Annotated in this window: 17 protein-coding genes; 8 read left to right on the top strand and 9 right to left on the bottom strand. The window is 70.8% G+C overall.

Going from position 1 to position 16,804, the window contains the following annotated elements; genetic code table 11:
• Positions 1 to 35: 35 nt before the first annotated feature.
• The 3 genes from ACIA5H_RS25765 (at position 36) to ACIA5H_RS25755 (ending at position 1,880) form a co-directional block, all read left to right on the top strand.
• Positions 36 to 377, top strand: a complete 342-nt coding sequence (locus tag ACIA5H_RS25765; RefSeq protein WP_397077831.1) for a hypothetical protein — start codon at positions 36 to 38, stop codon at positions 375 to 377.
• Complete coding sequence (locus ACIA5H_RS25760; RefSeq protein WP_397077829.1) at positions 374 to 877, top strand: VOC family protein; 504 nt, start codon at positions 374 to 376, stop codon at positions 875 to 877. The genes ACIA5H_RS25765 and ACIA5H_RS25760 overlap by 4 nt, the downstream gene beginning before the upstream one ends.
• A gap of 127 nt (positions 878 to 1,004) precedes the next feature.
• Positions 1,005 to 1,880, top strand: a complete 876-nt coding sequence (locus ACIA5H_RS25755; protein WP_397077827.1) for a TIGR03619 family F420-dependent LLM class oxidoreductase — start codon at positions 1,005 to 1,007, stop codon at positions 1,878 to 1,880.
• 13 nt (positions 1,881 to 1,893) lie between these two features.
• Here ACIA5H_RS25755 and ACIA5H_RS25750 read toward each other — a convergent pair whose 3' ends face one another.
• The 5 genes from ACIA5H_RS25750 to ACIA5H_RS25730 form a co-directional block, all read right to left on the bottom strand.
• The gene (locus ACIA5H_RS25750) at positions 1,894 to 2,751 is read right to left on the bottom strand and encodes a fructosamine kinase family protein (RefSeq protein ID WP_379252518.1); all 858 of its coding nucleotides are present in this window, start codon (positions 2,749 to 2,751) and stop codon (positions 1,894 to 1,896) included.
• Positions 2,748 to 3,527 carry a helix-turn-helix transcriptional regulator gene (locus tag ACIA5H_RS25745; RefSeq protein ID WP_355078040.1) on the bottom strand — a complete coding sequence of 260 codons (780 nt, stop codon included), beginning with the start codon at positions 3,525 to 3,527 and terminating at the stop codon, positions 2,748 to 2,750. Before ACIA5H_RS25745 ends, ACIA5H_RS25750 begins: the two co-directional genes overlap by 4 nt.
• A 155-nt stretch (positions 3,528 to 3,682) precedes the next feature.
• Positions 3,683 to 4,306, bottom strand: a complete 624-nt coding sequence (locus ACIA5H_RS25740) for a hypothetical protein (protein ID WP_364434969.1) — start codon at positions 4,304 to 4,306, stop codon at positions 3,683 to 3,685.
• Positions 4,307 to 4,398: 92 nt separating this feature from the next.
• Positions 4,399 to 4,962, bottom strand: coding sequence for a TetR/AcrR family transcriptional regulator (locus ACIA5H_RS25735; protein ID WP_397077823.1), 564 nt, complete (start codon positions 4,960 to 4,962; stop codon positions 4,399 to 4,401).
• Positions 4,959 to 5,900 (bottom strand): esterase/lipase family protein, encoded by a 942-nt coding sequence (locus tag ACIA5H_RS25730; RefSeq protein WP_397077821.1) that lies wholly within the window; start codon positions 5,898 to 5,900, stop codon positions 4,959 to 4,961. Before ACIA5H_RS25730 ends, ACIA5H_RS25735 begins: the two co-directional genes overlap by 4 nt.
• Positions 5,901 to 6,078: 178 nt before the next feature.
• Here ACIA5H_RS25730 and ACIA5H_RS25725 point away from each other — a divergent pair, with 178 nt between their 5' ends.
• The 3 genes from ACIA5H_RS25725 to ACIA5H_RS25715 are packed head-to-tail and all read left to right on the top strand — an operon-like array spanning position 6,079 to position 6,865.
• Positions 6,079 to 6,459 (top strand): inorganic diphosphatase, encoded by a 381-nt coding sequence (locus ACIA5H_RS25725; protein ID WP_364434960.1) that lies wholly within the window; start codon positions 6,079 to 6,081, stop codon positions 6,457 to 6,459.
• Between the two features lie 49 nt (positions 6,460 to 6,508).
• Positions 6,509 to 6,625, top strand: a complete 117-nt coding sequence (locus ACIA5H_RS25720) for an LPXTG cell wall anchor domain-containing protein (protein WP_355078045.1) — start codon at positions 6,509 to 6,511, stop codon at positions 6,623 to 6,625.
• 9 nt (positions 6,626 to 6,634) lie between these two features.
• Positions 6,635 to 6,865, top strand: coding sequence for a DUF6480 family protein (locus ACIA5H_RS25715; protein WP_355078046.1), 231 nt, complete (start codon positions 6,635 to 6,637; stop codon positions 6,863 to 6,865).
• Positions 6,866 to 6,933: 68 nt separating this feature from the next.
• On the opposite strand, the gene ACIA5H_RS25710 is transcribed toward ACIA5H_RS25715, so the two are convergent.
• The 4 genes from ACIA5H_RS25710 to ACIA5H_RS25695 all read right to left on the bottom strand — a co-directional run bounded on the left by ACIA5H_RS25710 (position 6,934) and on the right by ACIA5H_RS25695 (position 14,420).
• A complete protein-coding gene (locus ACIA5H_RS25710; RefSeq protein ID WP_397077818.1) occupies positions 6,934 to 7,773 on the bottom strand; it encodes an SDR family oxidoreductase in 840 nt (279 codons plus the stop codon).
• Positions 7,774 to 7,811: 38 nt separating this feature from the next.
• On the bottom strand, positions 7,812 to 8,372 hold the full coding sequence (locus ACIA5H_RS25705; protein ID WP_379252524.1) for a hemerythrin domain-containing protein: 561 nt from the start codon (positions 8,370 to 8,372) through the stop codon (positions 7,812 to 7,814).
• A 160-nt stretch (positions 8,373 to 8,532) separates the two neighbouring features.
• Positions 8,533 to 13,137 (bottom strand): cation-translocating P-type ATPase, encoded by a 4,605-nt coding sequence (locus ACIA5H_RS25700; RefSeq protein WP_397077815.1) that lies wholly within the window; start codon positions 13,135 to 13,137, stop codon positions 8,533 to 8,535.
• A gap of 92 nt (positions 13,138 to 13,229) precedes the next feature.
• Positions 13,230 to 14,420: an alcohol dehydrogenase catalytic domain-containing protein gene (locus tag ACIA5H_RS25695; protein WP_397077813.1), complete on the bottom strand. Its 1,191-nt coding sequence runs from the start codon at positions 14,418 to 14,420 to the stop codon at positions 13,230 to 13,232.
• A 168-nt stretch (positions 14,421 to 14,588) separates the two neighbouring features.
• Here ACIA5H_RS25695 and ACIA5H_RS25690 point away from each other — a divergent pair, with 168 nt between their 5' ends.
• Together ACIA5H_RS25690 and ACIA5H_RS25685 are read left to right on the top strand one after the other, a co-directional pair.
• Positions 14,589 to 16,064, top strand: coding sequence for an aminotransferase class I/II-fold pyridoxal phosphate-dependent enzyme (locus ACIA5H_RS25690; RefSeq protein WP_397077811.1), 1,476 nt, complete (start codon positions 14,589 to 14,591; stop codon positions 16,062 to 16,064).
• A gap of 12 nt (positions 16,065 to 16,076) precedes the next feature.
• The gene (locus tag ACIA5H_RS25685) at positions 16,077 to 16,688 is read left to right on the top strand and encodes a flavodoxin family protein (RefSeq protein ID WP_397077809.1); all 612 of its coding nucleotides are present in this window, start codon (positions 16,077 to 16,079) and stop codon (positions 16,686 to 16,688) included.
• Positions 16,689 to 16,804 lie beyond the last annotated feature (116 nt).

Raw genomic sequence — 16,804 nt, 5'->3', positions numbered from 1 at the left:
TGACGATGTTAAACACAGATGATTAATTAAACGGCGTGGATAATGTGGCGGTGGTCACCGATGCCGCGTCCGGCCCCGGCGCCGCGCTGTGCCGCCTGTTGGCCGCGCGGGGCGTCGCGGTGGTGGCCGCCGACATCGACGCCGCCGGTGTCCGCGTGAGCGTGGCCGTGCCCGGCGGGGTCGCGACCGACATCGTCGATTCCGGGATCGACCTGCCCGGGTACTCCTATCGCGCACCGTTGCGCCGGATGCCGATCGGGATGACCGGCTCCGAACGGGCCGCGCGGCACGTCCTGCGTGGCATGCGGAAGAACCGGCCCTACATCGCACACCGGTGGTGTCCGGGTCTGCTGAGCCGTCTCGGAGGCCGCCGATGATCGCAGGCGGCCCGATCTTCCAATTGTGCTGGGTGGTGGGTGATCTGGCTTCGGCTCGTGAGACGTTCACCACCCGGTACGGAGTGGGTGAATGGTTCACCATTCCGGAGGTCCACTTCGGGCCCGATGCGGCCGAATTGCGCGGGGCGCCGGCCGATTACACGATCGGTGTGGCGCTCGGCTATGCGGGTGGCCAGCAGTTGGAGCTGATCGAGCCGCGTGGCGGGGTGAGCCTGTACGCCGAGCATCTCGATCGGGCCGGCCCCGGACTGCATCACGCCGCCTGGGTGCCCGAGGACTACGACGCCGCGCTCGCCGAGGCCGCCGCGGCCGGTATCGAGATCACCGCGCGCGGCCGGTTCGATGGCGTCGGGATGGAGTTCGCCTATCTCGAGGGCGGGCCGATCGGCTCGCACATCGAACTGCTGCGGTTGTCACCGCAGATGCGTGCGCTGTTCGACCATTTGATTCCGGAAGGATTCACCAACCCATGGCAGTAGGCGGCGACCCACGGCAGTCCGCGATGCCGTCGCGGCGCCACGGTCGCGCCTGCGGCAGTTCCCCTCACGTCTCGGCAACCGCCCGGGACCCGCGCGGCGCGCTCGACGCGCCAGGAAGGCAGGCACCATGCGTTTCACCTACGCCGAGACGATGACCGACCCGTCGTATTACCTCGCTCTGGCCAAGGCCGCCGAGGAGGCGGGCTACACCTCCATGGCGGTCGCCGACAGCGTGGCGTACCCGAAGGAGTCCGACGCGAAATATCCCTACACCCCCGACGGGAACCGGGAGTTCCTGGAGGACAAGCCGTTCGTCGAGGCATTCGTGCTCAGCGCGGCGATGGCAGCGGTGACCACCACGCTGCGGTTCACGCCGTTCGTGCTGAAGCTGCCGATTCGCCCGCCCGTGCTGGTGGCCAAGCAGGCCGCGTCGGTGGCCGCGCTGAGCGGCAACCGGTTCGGGCTCGGTGTCGGCATCAGCCCGTGGCCGGACGATTTCGAGATCATGGGGGTGCCGTTCGACAAGCGCGGCGCGCGGATGGACGAATGCATCGACATCGTGCGCGGACTTTCGGCAGGCGGGTACTTCGAATACCACGGGCAGTTCTACGACATTCCGCCGATCAAGATCAGCCCGGTGCCGACCGAACCGGTACCGATCCTGATCGGCGGCCACAGCAGGCCCGCGTTGCGCCGGGCCGCGCAGCGCGGCGACGGGTGGATGCACGCCGGTGGCGACGGCGCCGAATTGGACCGGCTGCTGGGCGAATTGGACACGTTGCGCGCGGAGTACGGCACCCGCAAGGACTTCGAGGTGCACGTCATCTCGCTGGACGGTTTCACTGTCGACGGGATCAAACGTCTCGAGGACAAAGGGGTCACCGATGTGATCGTCGGCTTCCGGCTCCCCTACACCACCGAACAGGACACCGAGCCGCTGGAGACCAAGATCGCCAACCTGTCCCGCTTCGCGGAGAAGGTCATCGCCCGGGTCAACGGGTGACGCCGGGTGCGGGTCAGGACCCTAGCGCGGCGGCGGCCGCGGCGAGGGTCCGCGCTCGGTAGCCCGCGCCGAACAGCGCGACGTGCACCAGCAGCGGATGCAGCTGGTGCAGCGGCGTGCGGGTGCGCCATCCGTCGGCCGGCGGGTGGGTTTCGTGGTAGGCGGCGCGGATACGGTTCAGGTGTGGAGCGCCGAAGAGGGCGAGCATGGCCAGATCGGTCTCGCGGTGGCCCGCGTGCGCGGCGGGGTCGACGAGCATCGCCCGTTCCCGCGTCCACACGATGTTGCCCGACCAGAGATCGCCGTGGATGCGGGTCGGTGGTTCGGCGGGGCCGGCCAGCTCATCGATGCGATCGATGACGCGTTCGATCAGGCGGGTGCCGTCGGCGCCGAGCGCCGCCGCCGCCCGAGCGAGGTAGGGCGCGAGGCGCTGCTCGGCGTACCACCGCGACCACGGGCCGTCGGTCGGGGTGTTGGGCAGTGGCAGGCTCGCGATCCAGCCTTCCCACGGGGCCCCGAACAACTCGGCGCGGGCGGCGTGCAGCGCGGCCAGTTCACGGCCGAATCGCTCGGCGGCCGCGGGGGTGGGTCCGGTCTCCTCCAGCCAGGGCAGCACCAGTGTCCGGTCGTCGGCGGCCAGGACCTGCGGCAGCAAGGCCCCGGCCGGGTCGGGCGCGGTGGCGCGCAGCCAGGACAGGCCCGCAGCTTCGGCCGCGAAGACGGATGTCGGCTCGGCCGAAGCCTTCACGAAAACGGTTCTGCCGTCGGCTGTTTCGGCGCGGTGCAGCGTCCACGCGTGGCGGGCGCCGAGATCGGTGACGGCGCGCACGGGCGCGTCCAGCAGGGCCGACAGCTGGGCCGCGCGGCTCACCGGGCGCCCGCAGTGAGCCGTTTCATAGTGTCCTCGTCGGCGGGGAAGAACGACTCGATGGCCAGTTCGGCGACGGTGACGTTCATCGGGGTGCCGAACACCGTCGTGACGCTGAGGAACGACAACTCGTTGCCGTCGTGCTCGATCCGCAGCGGCACCACCGCCTGGTCGGGTTCGGGCACGGTGAGCTCCACTTCGCCACCGGGGTAGGACCGCAGCTCCTCGAGCAGGTCGGCCAGGTCCCTGGCGCCGGTGACCTCTACTTGGCGCGTCAGACGGGCGAGGATGTGGCCACGCCATTCGGCGAGGTTGCGGATGCGGCCGGCCATGCCGTCGGGGTGCAGGCTCAGCCGCAGCGCGTTCACCGGCGGTTTCGTCAGTGCCGGATCGATGTCCGCGATGAGCACGGCCACGCCGCTGTTGGCGTCGATCATCGTCCAGTTCTGGTCGATGGCCAGCGCGGGGTAGGGCTCGTGGCCCGCGAGGATCTGGCGCATGGCGCCGCGGACGGCGTTCATGGCCGGAGTGTCCAGACCGGGCTGCGCGTAGGCGGGCGCGTAGCCCGCGGCCAGCAGGACGCGGTTGCGTTCGCGCAACGGGATCTCCAGATGCTCCGACAGGTGCACGATCATGGTGCGGCTCGGGGTGGCGCGCCCGGTTTCGATGAAGCTCAGGTGCCGCGCCGAGGTGTCGGCCCGTCCGGCCAGCTCCAGCTGGCTGAGCCTGCGTTCCAGGCGCCAATGTCGCAGCAGGTCACCTGCCGTTGGGGTAGTCACGCCCCGATCCTACGAACGGCCGGCCGTCGCGGCCATTACCTCTCGGGTAAGGGCCGCCGATACCCGCGGCGTCCTGGCCGTTCCGGTCGCCGTGCCCGCGCGGGAACACGAATGTCCGGCCGGAAGCGTGTGCTCCGGCCGGAACTCGGGCGCTGTCAGGCCATTTCGGGGACGCGCAGATGCGCGAACGCCAGCTCGAACTCCCCCACCTCGAGCACGTTGGCGCCGACCCGCTGAGTCGCCGCGCTCCTGATCCGAGTGCTGTGCTCGCGGGTGGCGTCCATCGCCTCGCGAGTCGCCCACACCATCGCGCCCACCCCTCGACCGCTGTCCCGGTCGACGAACAGGCTGGCGCTGCAGAATCCGTCGAGCGTCTCGATCTGCGGCAGCACTTCCATCCGGAATGTGTCGATCAGGCGCTCGACCTGCCCCGGGTCGACCTGCACCCAACTGCACCTGGCGCAGGCGGCGTCGCCGGCGGGATGGTCGCGGTGCATCGCCGCGATGTCCCATTCCTCGACGCGCTCCACCTCGCCGCCGAGTCGGCGGGCCAGGCCGTCGCGCAGTTGCTGGGCCCGTCCTCTGCTGGCATGCAATGCCTCCTGCGATTCCCACGAGGTCGTAGCGATGCAACGTCCCGTCGACCGGTTCACCAGCAACGACATGCCGACCCACCCCTGCAGCTCCGGCAGATTCGACATCACTTCATCGCGGAGGTATGCGATCCCGTCGTCCATCGATGACGGCTGGGCCGCGATTGTGCTGGAACGTGCGTACACGGGCCACCTCCCGACTGCTCATGGCGGCGCCCCGGTGGCGCCACCGGACATACTCACCTTCCTCCAGCCCACGCCCACACGCAATGCCTCGGCTACCGTTCGGCTACCTCATTGCCGCGGTGTCCGGTGGCCAGGCGTACCAAGGCCGCACGCAGGTCCGGGCGGGTCCGCGAGGCGGTCAGCTCCGCGAGCGCGATATCGGCGATCGCGGCCACGATCAGCAGCGCGACCGGTTCCGGGTCCGCCCACCCGGCGGCGGCGAGATCGTCCGTGATGACCAGCGCGGCTTGCCGATTGCGCGCCGCGACCTGCTCACCGAGGCCCGCCTCGGAGCGCGCCTGGATCAGCAGCGCCTTCGTCGCCGGCTGGGCCAGGCAGCCGTCGAGGTAGGCGTGCATACCCGCGGTCAGCCGCTCGATACCCGGCGGCGTGCCGGAGACGGTGTCCAGCACCTGGGCGAACAAATCCTCGTGGAAAGCGTGGTGCAGCGCTCGGATGTAGTCGCCGCGGCTGGACCAGTGCTGATAGAAGCTGCCTTTGGCCATGTTCGCCTGCGCGACGATCGCGTTCACCGACAGTTTGGCCAGATCCGCCTCCCCCAGCAGGGTGTGGCCCGCGTGCAGCAGTGCCTTGCGGCCGGGCTCGGCCGACCTCACGACCCGGCCGCCGAGGTGAGCGGTCCGACGATCGGCGCGACCACCGGGCATTCCACCGGCCGGGCGTGCTCGGGATCCAGCGCGTTGAGCACTTCGCGCACCGCGACCGGATCGGAGGTGAGCCCGTAGTGTTCGGAGTAGTCGGTGGCGCACACGTCCTGCAGCACGATGTTGCGGGCGTTCGGCCCGTCGAGCATGCCGGTGGTGTAGGGCGTGGCGATCTCGTCGTAGCGGCTGACGATGCTGACGAACCGCACATCGGGCACCAGCCGGGCGTCCGCTTTCAACTCCCGCAGAAACGGCGAGTCCGGCGACATCTGGCAGGGGCCGCAGTCGGCGATGGCGTCCGCGGTGCCCGGCAGATCCCGCAGGGGCTTCGCCGCGGTGTCGGCGCCGCTGAGCGTCGACCCGTGATAGGGAGCGCCCAGCCCGATGTGGCGTGCGACCTTTCCGGCGCCGCCGAGGTGGTGGAAGTAGTAGAACGGCACCGCACCGCCCATCGAATGCCCTACGACATCGACCTTCGCCGCGCCGGTGGCGGCCAGGACGCGGTCGATGAACGCTCCGATCTGGCGGGCGCTCTCGGGGACCGGCGCCACCGCGCCCAGCGCCGGACCGAACGCACCGGTGCCGTAGGTGGTGGTGTACACGCAGTAACCGGCGGCCGCCAGCAACGGCGACAGGGTCTGCCAGCTCACCGTCTCGTTGCCCAGGCCGTGCAGCAACACCACGGGATTCGGATGTGCGGCGCCCGGGTGGCAGGTCCAATCGTCGGCTCCCTGCGGGGGCGCCCCCGGCGCCGCCAGCTGCGCGGCCAACCCCGCCAGATAGCTGTAGGGAACGTTCGCGGGCTCCTGCGCCCCGGCGACGGGCGCGGCTCCCAGGAGGCACACCGCGGCGGTGGCCGTCGATGCGGCAAATCGAAGCAAGGTTCGCACCTGCTACTCCTTCACTGAACACGCTATGACCGACCGGTCGGTCATAGCGTACAGGTGTCGCGGCCGGGCGGGAAGGGCGAAGCGGAGCGCCCGATCGACCGGCCTGCCGCCGCCCGGTGTGATGCTCCGTCGTGGCTCGCGCGCCACGGCATGATCGATCTGCCGTAGCCTGGGGCGGGTGACCGATCCGGTGAAACTCGAGGACTCCGAATCGCTGCGGTTGGCGCGTCTATTCCTCGGCCGCACAGTGGATCTGGTCATCGACCGCCCGTACGGCAGCCACCATCCGCGATGCGGATTCCGCTATCTCGTCAACTACGGATACGTTCCGCTCACCCGCGCCCCCGACGGACAAGAACTCGACGGGTACTTCCTCGGACCGTCCGAACCTCTGGTCTTCGCCCGCGGACGCTGTGTGGGGATCATCCACCGGTTCTACGACGATGACGACAAGCTGCTCGTCGTCGCGGACGGTAGCCCCGCGCTCGACGACGCGGTGATCGCCGACGCCGTCGAGTTCCAGGAGACCGCCGGTCACTACGTGATCATCGGCAGGTGACCGGCAGCCCCTCTCGATTGGGCACGCCGATACCGGGTAGGCCCCTGCCATGGAACTGTTGGTGATTCTCGGACTCGCAGTGCTGGTCGGCGCGGTGATCCTGTATCGCAAGAGGTCCGGCAAACGGCCCGACGCACCCGAGGCACCCGGAAACGACGGCGAATAGGGAGCGGCTATGAACGCGATGGACCCCGACCCCGCGAAAACTCCCGACCTGGAACCCGGCGGCGGGGTGTCGCCCGGCGCCACACCGCCGGACACCCCGCAGACGTCCGGTCTGTCCGCGCCGGAGCCGAGCACCCGACACCACTTCCCGGTCACCGGCGTGCTGGCGATGCTCATCGGGGCGCTGGTGATCCTGCTGTTCGTCGCCGTCGCGGTCGGGCTCGTGGTGACGATGCTGTGACCCCGCCGCCACCGGCGGTCGGCCGATCCGGGAGATCGGCCGACCGTGGGGCTATCGTGCGCCGAGGGTCACAGGATGGGCCTGCCGCCGGTGACGGCGATCCGAGCGCCCGAGACATAGCTGCCGTCGTCGGAGGCCAGCATGACGTAGGTGGGCGCCAGTTCGGCCGGTTGACCGGCGCGGCCCAGCGGGGTGTCGTCCCCGAAGTGGGTGACCTTCTCCACCGGCATGGTGGACGGGATCAACGGAGTCCAGATCGGTCCCGGCGCAACGCTGTTGACCCGGATCCCGCGCTCACCCAGTAGCTGCGCGAGGCTGGCGGAGAAGTTCGCGATGGCGGCTTTGGTCGCCGCGTACGGAGCCAGGGTGGGCGAGGGCATGTCGGAATTCACCGAAGAGCTGCCGATGATCGACGACCCCGGCGGCATGTGCGGCAGCGCCGCCTTCACCAGGTAGAAGTAGGCGTTGATGTTCAGCTTGACGGTGTGCTCGAACTCCTCGTCGCTGATCTCTTCCAGGGTCTCGTGGGTCATCTGGAACGCCGCGTTGCTCACCAGGACGTCGATCTTGCCGAATTCCCGCACTGCCCGGTCGATGACGGCGCGGCAGTGGGCGGCTTCGGACAGGTCGCCGGGCACGAGCACGACTTTGCGTCCGGCCTGCGTCACCAGATCGGCGACTTCCTTCGCGTCCTCGTCCTCGTCGAGGTAGGAGATCAGTACGTCCGCGCCTTCACGCGCGTAGGCGATCGCCACCGCCCGCCCGATGCCGCTGTCTGCGCCGGTGACGACGGCGGCCTTGCCGGTCAGTTTGCCGGAACCGCGGTAGCTGTCCTCACCGCAATCCGGCACCGGAGTCATCTTGGCCTGGATACCGGGGACTTTCTGCTGCTGCTCGGGAAACCCCATGTCGGTCCTCCTTCTGGCGTTTCGGGGCTGTGGGTGGTTCAGCTGTCGTGCTGGCGGCGCCAGTCGCGCACCGCGTCGCGGGCCCGGTCGAACAGCGCCAGCGGCGGGCCCGCCGCCAGATTGGCGAGCGCGGACTCCCCCGCGTGCGGGTGCGGCCGGGTGGGCGCCACGGCCTCGGCGGCCCGCAGCGACCCGGCCATCCGCTTGAGCTGGCTGCTGGAGAACTGCGCGCGCAGCAGGGCGAATTCCTCGGCCTCCTCGTGCGCGGCGTGCTCGTCCACCGCGTCGGCGAATTCGGCGAGCCGGGCATCGAACTCGGGATGGTCCACCCCGAGGTCGTAGAGGTCGGCCAGCGCGCGTTTGGCCGCGTTCTCCTCCTCCAGCCGCGGTTGCACGATGTCGGCGTCGGCGCCGAACCGGGCCCGTCCGGCGACCGGATGCACGACCTCCTCCTCGGCGCTCTCGTGCACGGCCAGCAACCGCACCAACTCGGTGAACAAGTCCTGTTTCCCGTCGTTACCCGACTTCAGTCGCGCCAGCAGCGTGCGGATCTCCTCGTGCTGGGCGGTGAGCAGGTCGACGACATCCTGATCGGTCATCGCAACACTCGTTTCTGTCGCTGTGGAATGCGTTCGTGGGCTCAGGTTTTCGCGCCCTGAGCGACCGGGGTCGCCGCGCGGACCGGGGATCGTGTGCCCGTGGCGAGGTCCGTCGCCCGGCGGGTACCCGGGCGGACGGACGCCAATCAGCGCGCCGCCGCTACTCCGATTCCGGTGGGGGCAGCAGCCGCGGAACCAGCACCGCGGCGACGGTGGCGGTGGTCGCGCAGGTGGTCGCGATCCCCCAGCCGACCGGATCCAGCGGGCGGCAACCGAAGTAGCCGCACAGTCCCGGTGTCATCACCACCGCGCCGAGCACCGCACCGCTGGCGGCCGTGGTGAGCCACACCAACGGGCTGCGGTAACCGGAGACCAGCGTCTGACCCAACTGTGTGCCGATGAGCGCGACCAGGCCGATGGTGGCGGCGCGGCGCTGCGTGCCGGTCATCCGGCCGAGGGTCCAGGCGACCGAGGCGCTGGTGGCCGTGGCGACGCCGCGCACCCCGAGCGTGTGCAGCAGGTCGGGGCCCAGGCGCGCGGGCGGCAGTTCGGCCAGCCGCTCCGCCGCGCGCTGCGCTTGGGCCTGCGGGTCGTCGGTGTCGTCGGGATCGACCGCGTCCCGTTCCCGCGACAGCGCCAGCGCCATGGCGGGGAACATGTCGGTGAGCATATTCACCAGCAGGAACTGCCGGGTGCCCAGCGGCGCCTGGCCGCTGACGGCGGTGCCGTACAGCGTGAAGGCGACCTCGCCTGCGTTGCCGCCGACCAGCACGCCGACGGCGTCGGTGACCCGCTGCCACATGCCGCGGCCTTCGACGAGGGCGTGCAACAGCACCAGGGGGTCGGGATGGGTGAGCACCATGTCGGCGGCGTTGCGGGCGGCGACCGAACCCTGTGCGGCCAAACCGATTCCGACGTCGGCGGTGCGGATCGCGGCGGCGTCGTTGCTGCCGTCGCCGGTCATGCCGACCACGTGTCCCGCGCGGCGCAGCGCCGCCACGATGCGCACCTTGTGTTCCGGGCTGACGCGAGCGAAAACCGTGCTCTGTTCGATCAGTTCCGCACGCGCGGTCTCGTCCAGACGATCGAGATCCGCGCCGGTCACCACCTCCCCCGCCTCGATGCCGAGCTGGCGGGCCACCGCCGCCGCGGTCACCGGGTGGTCGCCGGTGATCATGCGGACGCTGATTCCGTTGCGCTGCAACGCGGTGACCAGCGGCACCGTCTGCGGGCGCGGGGCGTCGGCGAGACCGATGAAGCCGAGCAGACTCAGTTCGGCGACCGCCGCCTCGACGTCGTCGGGTTCGGTCGGCAGGTCGCGCCGGGCCACCACCAGCACCCGCAAGCCCTGCTCGGCCAGATCGCGAACCACCTGTTCGGCGCGTTGACGCAGGCGTTCGTCGAAGGGATGGTCGGTCTCGTCGATCCGCACGCCGGTGCAGCGCGAGAGCACCACTTCGGGAGCGCCCTTCACGATCAGCCGCAGTTTGCGGGAGGTGTGACCGAGGGTGGCGGCGTAGCCGCGGTTGGATTCGAACGGGATCTCCTCGATCGCGTCCCAGCGGCGGGGGTCGTCGCCGAGCGCCTCGGCCGCGGCCTCGACCACCGCGCGGTCGGTGGCGTGCACGATCGGGCCCTCGACGGGATCGGGACAGGCGCGGGTCGCGGCCCGCAGCAGGCGGTGCGCGTGCTCGCAGTCGGCGTCGGGGGGCCACTGCTCGTCGAGATCGGCGAGTGTGGTCAGGCGCAGGCGCCCCTCGGTGAGGGTGCCGGTCTTGTCGAAGCACAGGGTGTCCACCCGACCCAGTGCCTCGACGGTGCGGCTGGCGCGCACCAGCACGCCGTGTCGCGACAGCCTGCGGGCGGCGGCGAGCTGAGCGACCGTGGCCACCAGCGGCAGTCCTTCGGGGACCGCGGCGACCGCGACCGCCACGCCGTCGGCGATAGCGGTGCGCAGCGGCCTGCCGCGCAGCATGCCCAGTCCGGTGACGATGCCGCCGCCGCTGAGCGTCAACGGCAGGGCTCGGTCGGTCAGGCGGCGCAATTGCGCCTGCACACCAGCCTTTTCCGGCGGGATGGCACCAGCGGCGGCGCGGCCCGCCTGGGTGTCGTGACCGACGGCCACGACGATCGCTCGCCCGGTGCCGTTGACCACGGTGCTGCCTTCGAAGACCATGCAGGCGCGCTCGGCCAGCGCCCGGCCCGGGGTCGCCGCGACCTGTTTCTCGACGGTGATCGATTCGCCGGTGAGGCCGGATTCGTCCACTTCCAGATCGTCCGCGCGCAGCAGCCGGGCATCGGCGGGGACCACTTCCCCGGCCCGCAGCACGATCACGTCGCCGAGTGCGAGGACGTCGGCGGGCACCAGGTGCTCGTACGGTTCGGCGGTGTCGAGGTCGGCGCGGTCGATCACGCGGGCGCTGAGCTGCTCGCCTTCGAACAGGCGGAACAGCGCGTTCTCCGCGCGCTGGCGCTGCCAGGCGGAGACCAGCGCGTTGACGCCGAGCACCGACGACAGCAGCACCGCGTCCGACGGCGCGCCGAGTACCGCGGTGGCGACCGCGCCGACGCCGAGGATCGGGGTGAGCGGATCGGCGAGTTCCCGGCGCAACTGACCGGCGAACGACGCCGCCGCCGCGATGACGCTCACGCCGGGGATGCGGGCGACCGCGCCGGGCCGGGCGCGCTCGGGCACCGCGAGCGGCCGCGGCAACCGGCTCAGCACCTCTTGGGGTTCGAGGGCGTGCCAGGGCAGCAACGGTGCGAGCGTGGCCGGTGGGGCGGTGCGCGCCGAACGCCATCCGGTGTAGGCGCCGGTGAGCAGACCGGTGTAGTGGGCAGCGGTCATGGGCGACGAGCGGCCCACGCTGTCGGGGGCGACCGCGAGCAGCAGACCGCCCAGCGCCGCGCCGGACAGGGCCAGTGAGCGACCGCGTTCGCTCACCTGACGGGCCGGAGCGACGGCGGCGAGGACGCGGTCGGCCTGTGCGAGGTCGCGGCAGACCGCGTCGGCGGTCCACGGCATCTGCAGCGCGTTGTCTTCCCGCACGGCCAGACCGATCGCGACGTCGGCGTGGGCCAGCGCCTTGTGCGCGCGGGGACTCAACACGGCGACGACGTGACCGTCCTGCTGCAGAGCGCGCACCAGCCCGCTCATCGACGTGGACGGGGAGACGAATTCGTCGGCCATGGACCGCAACTCGGCGGCGTCGGCGCTCGCGGCGAGCGTCACGCGCAGGCCCGCGCTGCGCGCCCGGCCCAGCAGCGCGTATGCCCGCCGGTCGAGTTCCCGGCCGACCAGAACCCGCCCGACCGATGTTCCGTTGTCGTGGAGTTCGCGCCACACTGGGCGGCGCGTCACACCGTCGTCGGGTTTTCCGGTCGCGGGATGCACCAGTCTGCGGTGGCCGCCGGCCGACAGGTAGCGGCCGGTGTGGTCGGGCTGCGCGTCGTCGCGGCTTTCGCCGGTCTCGTGCTCCCACAGCAGTCGCTGGCTCGCGCTCCATACCTCGGCGACCGACCATCTCGGGTCGCTCGCTTCGGCCTCGAGGACCAGACGCCGTGTGGTCAGCAGCGATTCTCCATCGATGACCAGCGCCGACAGTCGGTCCAGCCGCCGCCACACCCGCGGGTGCAGCGTCAGCACACCCGCGCGGCCCAGCATCGTGGAGACCAGCGCGCCGTAGGCCTCGCGGCTGGCCCGCGCCGCCTTGGGCGCTCCGAGTTCCAGCGCGTCGGCCGCGCCGAACAGGCCACGTCCGCCGAGGACGGAGGTGACCGCGCCCGCCAGCGCACCCGCGGCCGTTTCGTCGGCGACCCGTTCGATCGGGCCCTGCGGCATCTCGACCACACGGTCGGGCGGGGTCAGCGGGTCGCACACTTCCGCTGGGCGGCGGTCGATCTCGGCCTCCCAGCCCTGCCATTGCACGTAGCGGGTGAGCGATTCGGTCAGCGTGAAACCGCGGTGCACCGCATCGATCACCAGATTCGCCGTGCCCGCCGCCGCACTGTTGCCCAGGGCGTTGCCGATCGCGTTCGCCGTGGTCAGCACCAAGTCGGTCCGTGGACGGCCGAGCTGATCCTCGAGCCGTTTGCGGAGGCGGGGCTGGGTGTCGACGAAGGCGGCGGCGGCGCGCAACACCCGGGCGGGTCCGCGCAACGGCAGCACGGCGCTCATAACGGACAACCCGATCGCGCACACGTCGCCCGCGACCTGGATCCCGGCCGCCAGCAGCGGTTCCCGGTCCCCCGGGTGCTCGCAGCCGCGACTCCAGTCCAGATCGCCGACCGCGGTATCGGTCTCGACGGATTCGATGGCCGACACCAGGGCGGGCAGGTCGGCCGCACCGTGCTCGAGAGCGGCCACGACGCGGCCGGTCACCGCGTTCACCCGCCACCAACGCACATCGCGGCGGCGGTCCAGCGTCCGGTGCAGCGCCTCGGTGATGTCTCCGCTCCTGCCGGAGTCCAGGCCGCGCACCTCCACGGTGGCCCGGTCCTCGTTGAGCGCAACCCGGCGCCGGGAGCGCAGCGCGTGCGGGTCGATCAGCGCGGCCAACTCGTCGCGCAACTCCTCGTTACTGCCCAGATTCAGCAGCGACACGCCTGCCCGCGCACCCGCTGCCACCGCCTGCACCGGCGCCTGCGCCGCCTTCATTCCCACATCGACGGCCTTCTCCACGCTCGCACGGGCCATCTCCGCCGCAACGGAGGTCGGCGCCTCGAGCCACCACGGTGAGACGACTCCGCGTAGTAAGAAGCTCATACACGGCAGCTACCCAGGCATGCACAGAGCAAACCGTCCGCGGCCGCGGTGCGGGCACCGCGGCCGGGTCCGGTGCGGACCCGCTCCGCCGGTCAGTTCGCGGTCGGGTCGAGCACGATCTTCACCGCGCCGTCGGTCTTCTGCTGGAAGGTGGCGTAGGCCTGCGCCGCATCGGTCAGTGGGAGGCGGTGGGTGGCGAAGGTGTCCACGCCCAGCGGGTCGCCGTCGCGCAGCAGCGCCATGATGTCGTCGACCCACCGTTTGACGTTCGCCTGGCCCATCCGCAGCTGGATCTGCTTGTCGAACAACACCCGCATCGGCAGTGGGTCGAGCATGCCGCCGTAGACGCCGATCACCGAGATCGTGCCGCCGCGACGGACGATGTCGATGGCGGAGTGCAGTGCCGCGAGCCGGTCGACGCCCGCGGTGTCCATCACCTTCTGGGCCACGAAATCGGGCAGGAACGCCGCCGAGCGCTGGGCCATCGACGCGATCGGCGACCCGTGGGCTTCCATCCCCACCGCGTCGATCACCGAGTCGGTGCCCCGGCCGTCGGTCCAGCCGCGGATGATGTCGCCGACCGGCTCGTCGACGGCGTCGAGGTCGATCACTTCCATGCCGCGCTCGGCCACCCGCGCCAGCCGCTCGGGTACCCGGTCGACACCGATGACGCGATAGCCGCGGTGCGCGGCCACCCGGCAGGCCATGTCCCCGATCGGGCCCAGACCCAGCACGGTCACCGATCCGCCGTCGGGCACCCCGGCGTATTCCACGGCCTGCCACGCGGTGGGCAGCACGTCCGACAGGTACAGGAAGCGGTCGTCGGCCGGTCCGTCGGGCACGGTGATGTGGGTGGCGTCCGCGTGCGGCACCCGCAGATACTCGGCTTGGCCGCCGGGCACCTGCCCGTAGAGCTTCGAATAGCCGAACAGGGCGGCGCCGCAGCCGTATCGGCGGACCTGCGTCGTCTCGCACTGGGTGGGCAGCCCGGTCCGGCACATGTAACAGGCGCCGCAGCTGATCTGGAACGGGATGACCACGCGGTCACCGCGTTCCAGCCCGGTGACGGCCGAACCGGTCTCCACCACACGTCCCATGGGTTCGTGGCCGAGGACGTCGCCGTTGCTCATGTAGGCGCCGAGCACCTCGTACAGGTGTAGGTCGGATCCACAGATGCCGGTGGAGCTGACCTCGATGATCGCGTCCGTCGGGGCCTCGATCCGAGGATCGGGCACGGTCTCCACGGCGATTTTGTGTCGCCCTTGCCAGGTCACTGCTTTCATCCGCGCGGCTCCTCGGTCGGGGTCGGTACTTGTCCCCGTCCTACCCGGACACCTGTGCCCGAAACGACCGCGCCGGGGTTTGCCGTGGGCAACACCGCAGGCCACGGGCTCGGTGCGCGGTGGGTACGCCGGATGTGTGCCGCCGCGGATTCGGGGTAGGCGGTAGCCGTGGACCATTCACGAGCTCCCCTGCTGGAAGCCCTTGCCGACTATCACCGGCTGGGCCGGTACGGCTTCACACCCCCTGGGCATCGGCAAGGACGCGGAACCGACGAACGAGTCCTGGACGTGATCGGCCGCGACGCCTTCGGCTCCGATGTCCTGGCCGTCGCCGGACTCGACGACCGGCTCTCGCGCGGTGGCTACCTGTCGCGCGCCGAAGCGCTCATGGCCGACGCGGTGCGCGCGGAATCGGCGTTCTTCTCCACCTGCGGCAGTTCGCTGTCGGTGAAGGCTGCCATGATGACGGTGGCGGGCGGCCACGAGGGCGGCCTGCTGGTGGCGCGCGACAGCCACAAGTCCGTGGTCGCCGGGCTGATCTTCTCCGGTGTCCAACCGCACTGGATCTCCCCGCGCTGGGACGCCGAGCAGCATTTCGCCCACCCGCCCTCGCCGCGGCAGGTGTCCGAGGCGTGGGAGGAACACCCCGACGCCGCGGGCGCGTTGATCGTGAGCCCGAGTCCCTACGGCACCTGCGCGGACATCGCCCGCATCGCCGAGGTCTGTCACGAGCGCGGCAAGCCGCTCATCGTCGACGAGGCGTGGGGCGCGCATCTGCCGTTCCACGACGACCTGCCGACCTGGGCGATGGACGCAGGGGCGGACCTGTGTGTGGTCAGCGTGCACAAGATGGGCGCCGGTTTCGAGCAGGGCTCGGTCTTCCACGTCCAAGGCGATCTGGTCGACACGATCAGGCTCAGCGAATGCGCCGACCTGCTGATGACCACCAGCCCGAACGTGCTGGTCTACGCCGCGCTCGACGGCTGGCGCAGGCAGATGGTCGAGCGGGGGCAGGAACTGCTCGGTTCCGCGCTGCGCGTAGCCGAACAGGCCAGGCGCCGACTCGCCGAGATCCCCGGCATCACGGTGCTGGAAGACGAACTGCTCGGTGTCGAAGCCTCCCACGACCTCGACCGGTTGCAGGTCCTCATGGACGTGTCCGGCACCGGGGCCAGCGGTTATCAGGCCGCTGACTGGCTGCGCGAGCACCGCCGCATCGACATGGGATTGACCGATCACCGCCGGTTGCTCGCCACGCTGTCGCTCGCCGACGACAAGGACACCATCGATGTCCTGGTCGACGGCATCGCCGCGTGGCGCGACCAACTGAGCGATCCGCGGCCGCCACGCATCCAGTTGCCCTCGCCCGACGACCTGCAACTGGAATCGGTGATGCTGCCGCGCGACGCGTTCTTCGGCCCGGTGGAGACAGTGGACGCGCGCGACGCCGTCGGCCGGATCGCCGGCGAACAGATCACGCCCTATCCGCCGGGCATTCCGGTGGTCATACCCGGCGAGCGCATCGACGCCGCCGTCGTCGACTACCTGCGCACCGGGCTCGACGCGGGCATGAACGTCCCCGACGCGGCCGACTCCCGGCTGCGCACGATCCGCGTCGTCGCCCGCGATCGAACCGAAACGTAGGAGGTTTCTTTCATGGCCGGACCGACCGCGCTCGCCCTGGTGTGCACGCTGAAGAAGTCCCCCGCCGAATCCAGCAGTGATGTCATCGCCCGGCAGGTCCTCGACGAGCTGACCGAACACGACGTGCAGGGCACGGTGCTGCGGCTGGTGGACTACGACGTGCTACCCGGAGTGACCGCCGACGAAGGCCCCGGCGACCAGTGGCCGTCCATCCGCGAACGGATCGCGGCGGCCGACATCCTGCTGGTGGCCACCCCCACCTGGGTCGGGCACATGTCGTCGGTGGCGCAGCGGATGCTGGAGCGATTGGACGCCGAACTGTCCGAAACCGACGACGCAGGTCGTCCCGCCATGGTCGGCAAAGTGGCCACGGTCGCGGTCGTCGGCAACGAGGACGGCGCGCACAAGATCGTCGCCGACCTGTATCAAGGGCTCAACGACATCGGATTCACCATCCCGGCACAGGGGTGCACGTACTGGAACGATCAGGCCATGGGCGGCACCGACTATCAGGACCTCGACTCGGTGCCGAAGGCGGTGGCTTCGGCGACCGCGGCGCTGGCCAGGAACGCCGCGCACCTGGCCCGGGTGCTCGGCGCCCAGCAGTACCCTCCCGCTGAATGATTCCCGCGCCCGTGGGGGGGGGGCCCCCCCCCGGGGGGGGGGGGCCCCACCGGCAAGGCGCCACCCGCCGCGGCCCGCCCCGGAAAAAACCCCCCCCCCCCCGGCGGGGGGGGGGC

Origin of the sequence: Nocardia sp. NPDC051900, assembly GCF_044452545.1 — a bacterium.
Lineage (GTDB): Bacteria > Actinomycetota > Actinomycetes > Mycobacteriales > Mycobacteriaceae > Nocardia > Nocardia sichangensis.
The sequence above is the reverse complement of the archived record's forward strand: the minus strand, read 5'-3'. Positions and strand labels throughout refer to the sequence as shown.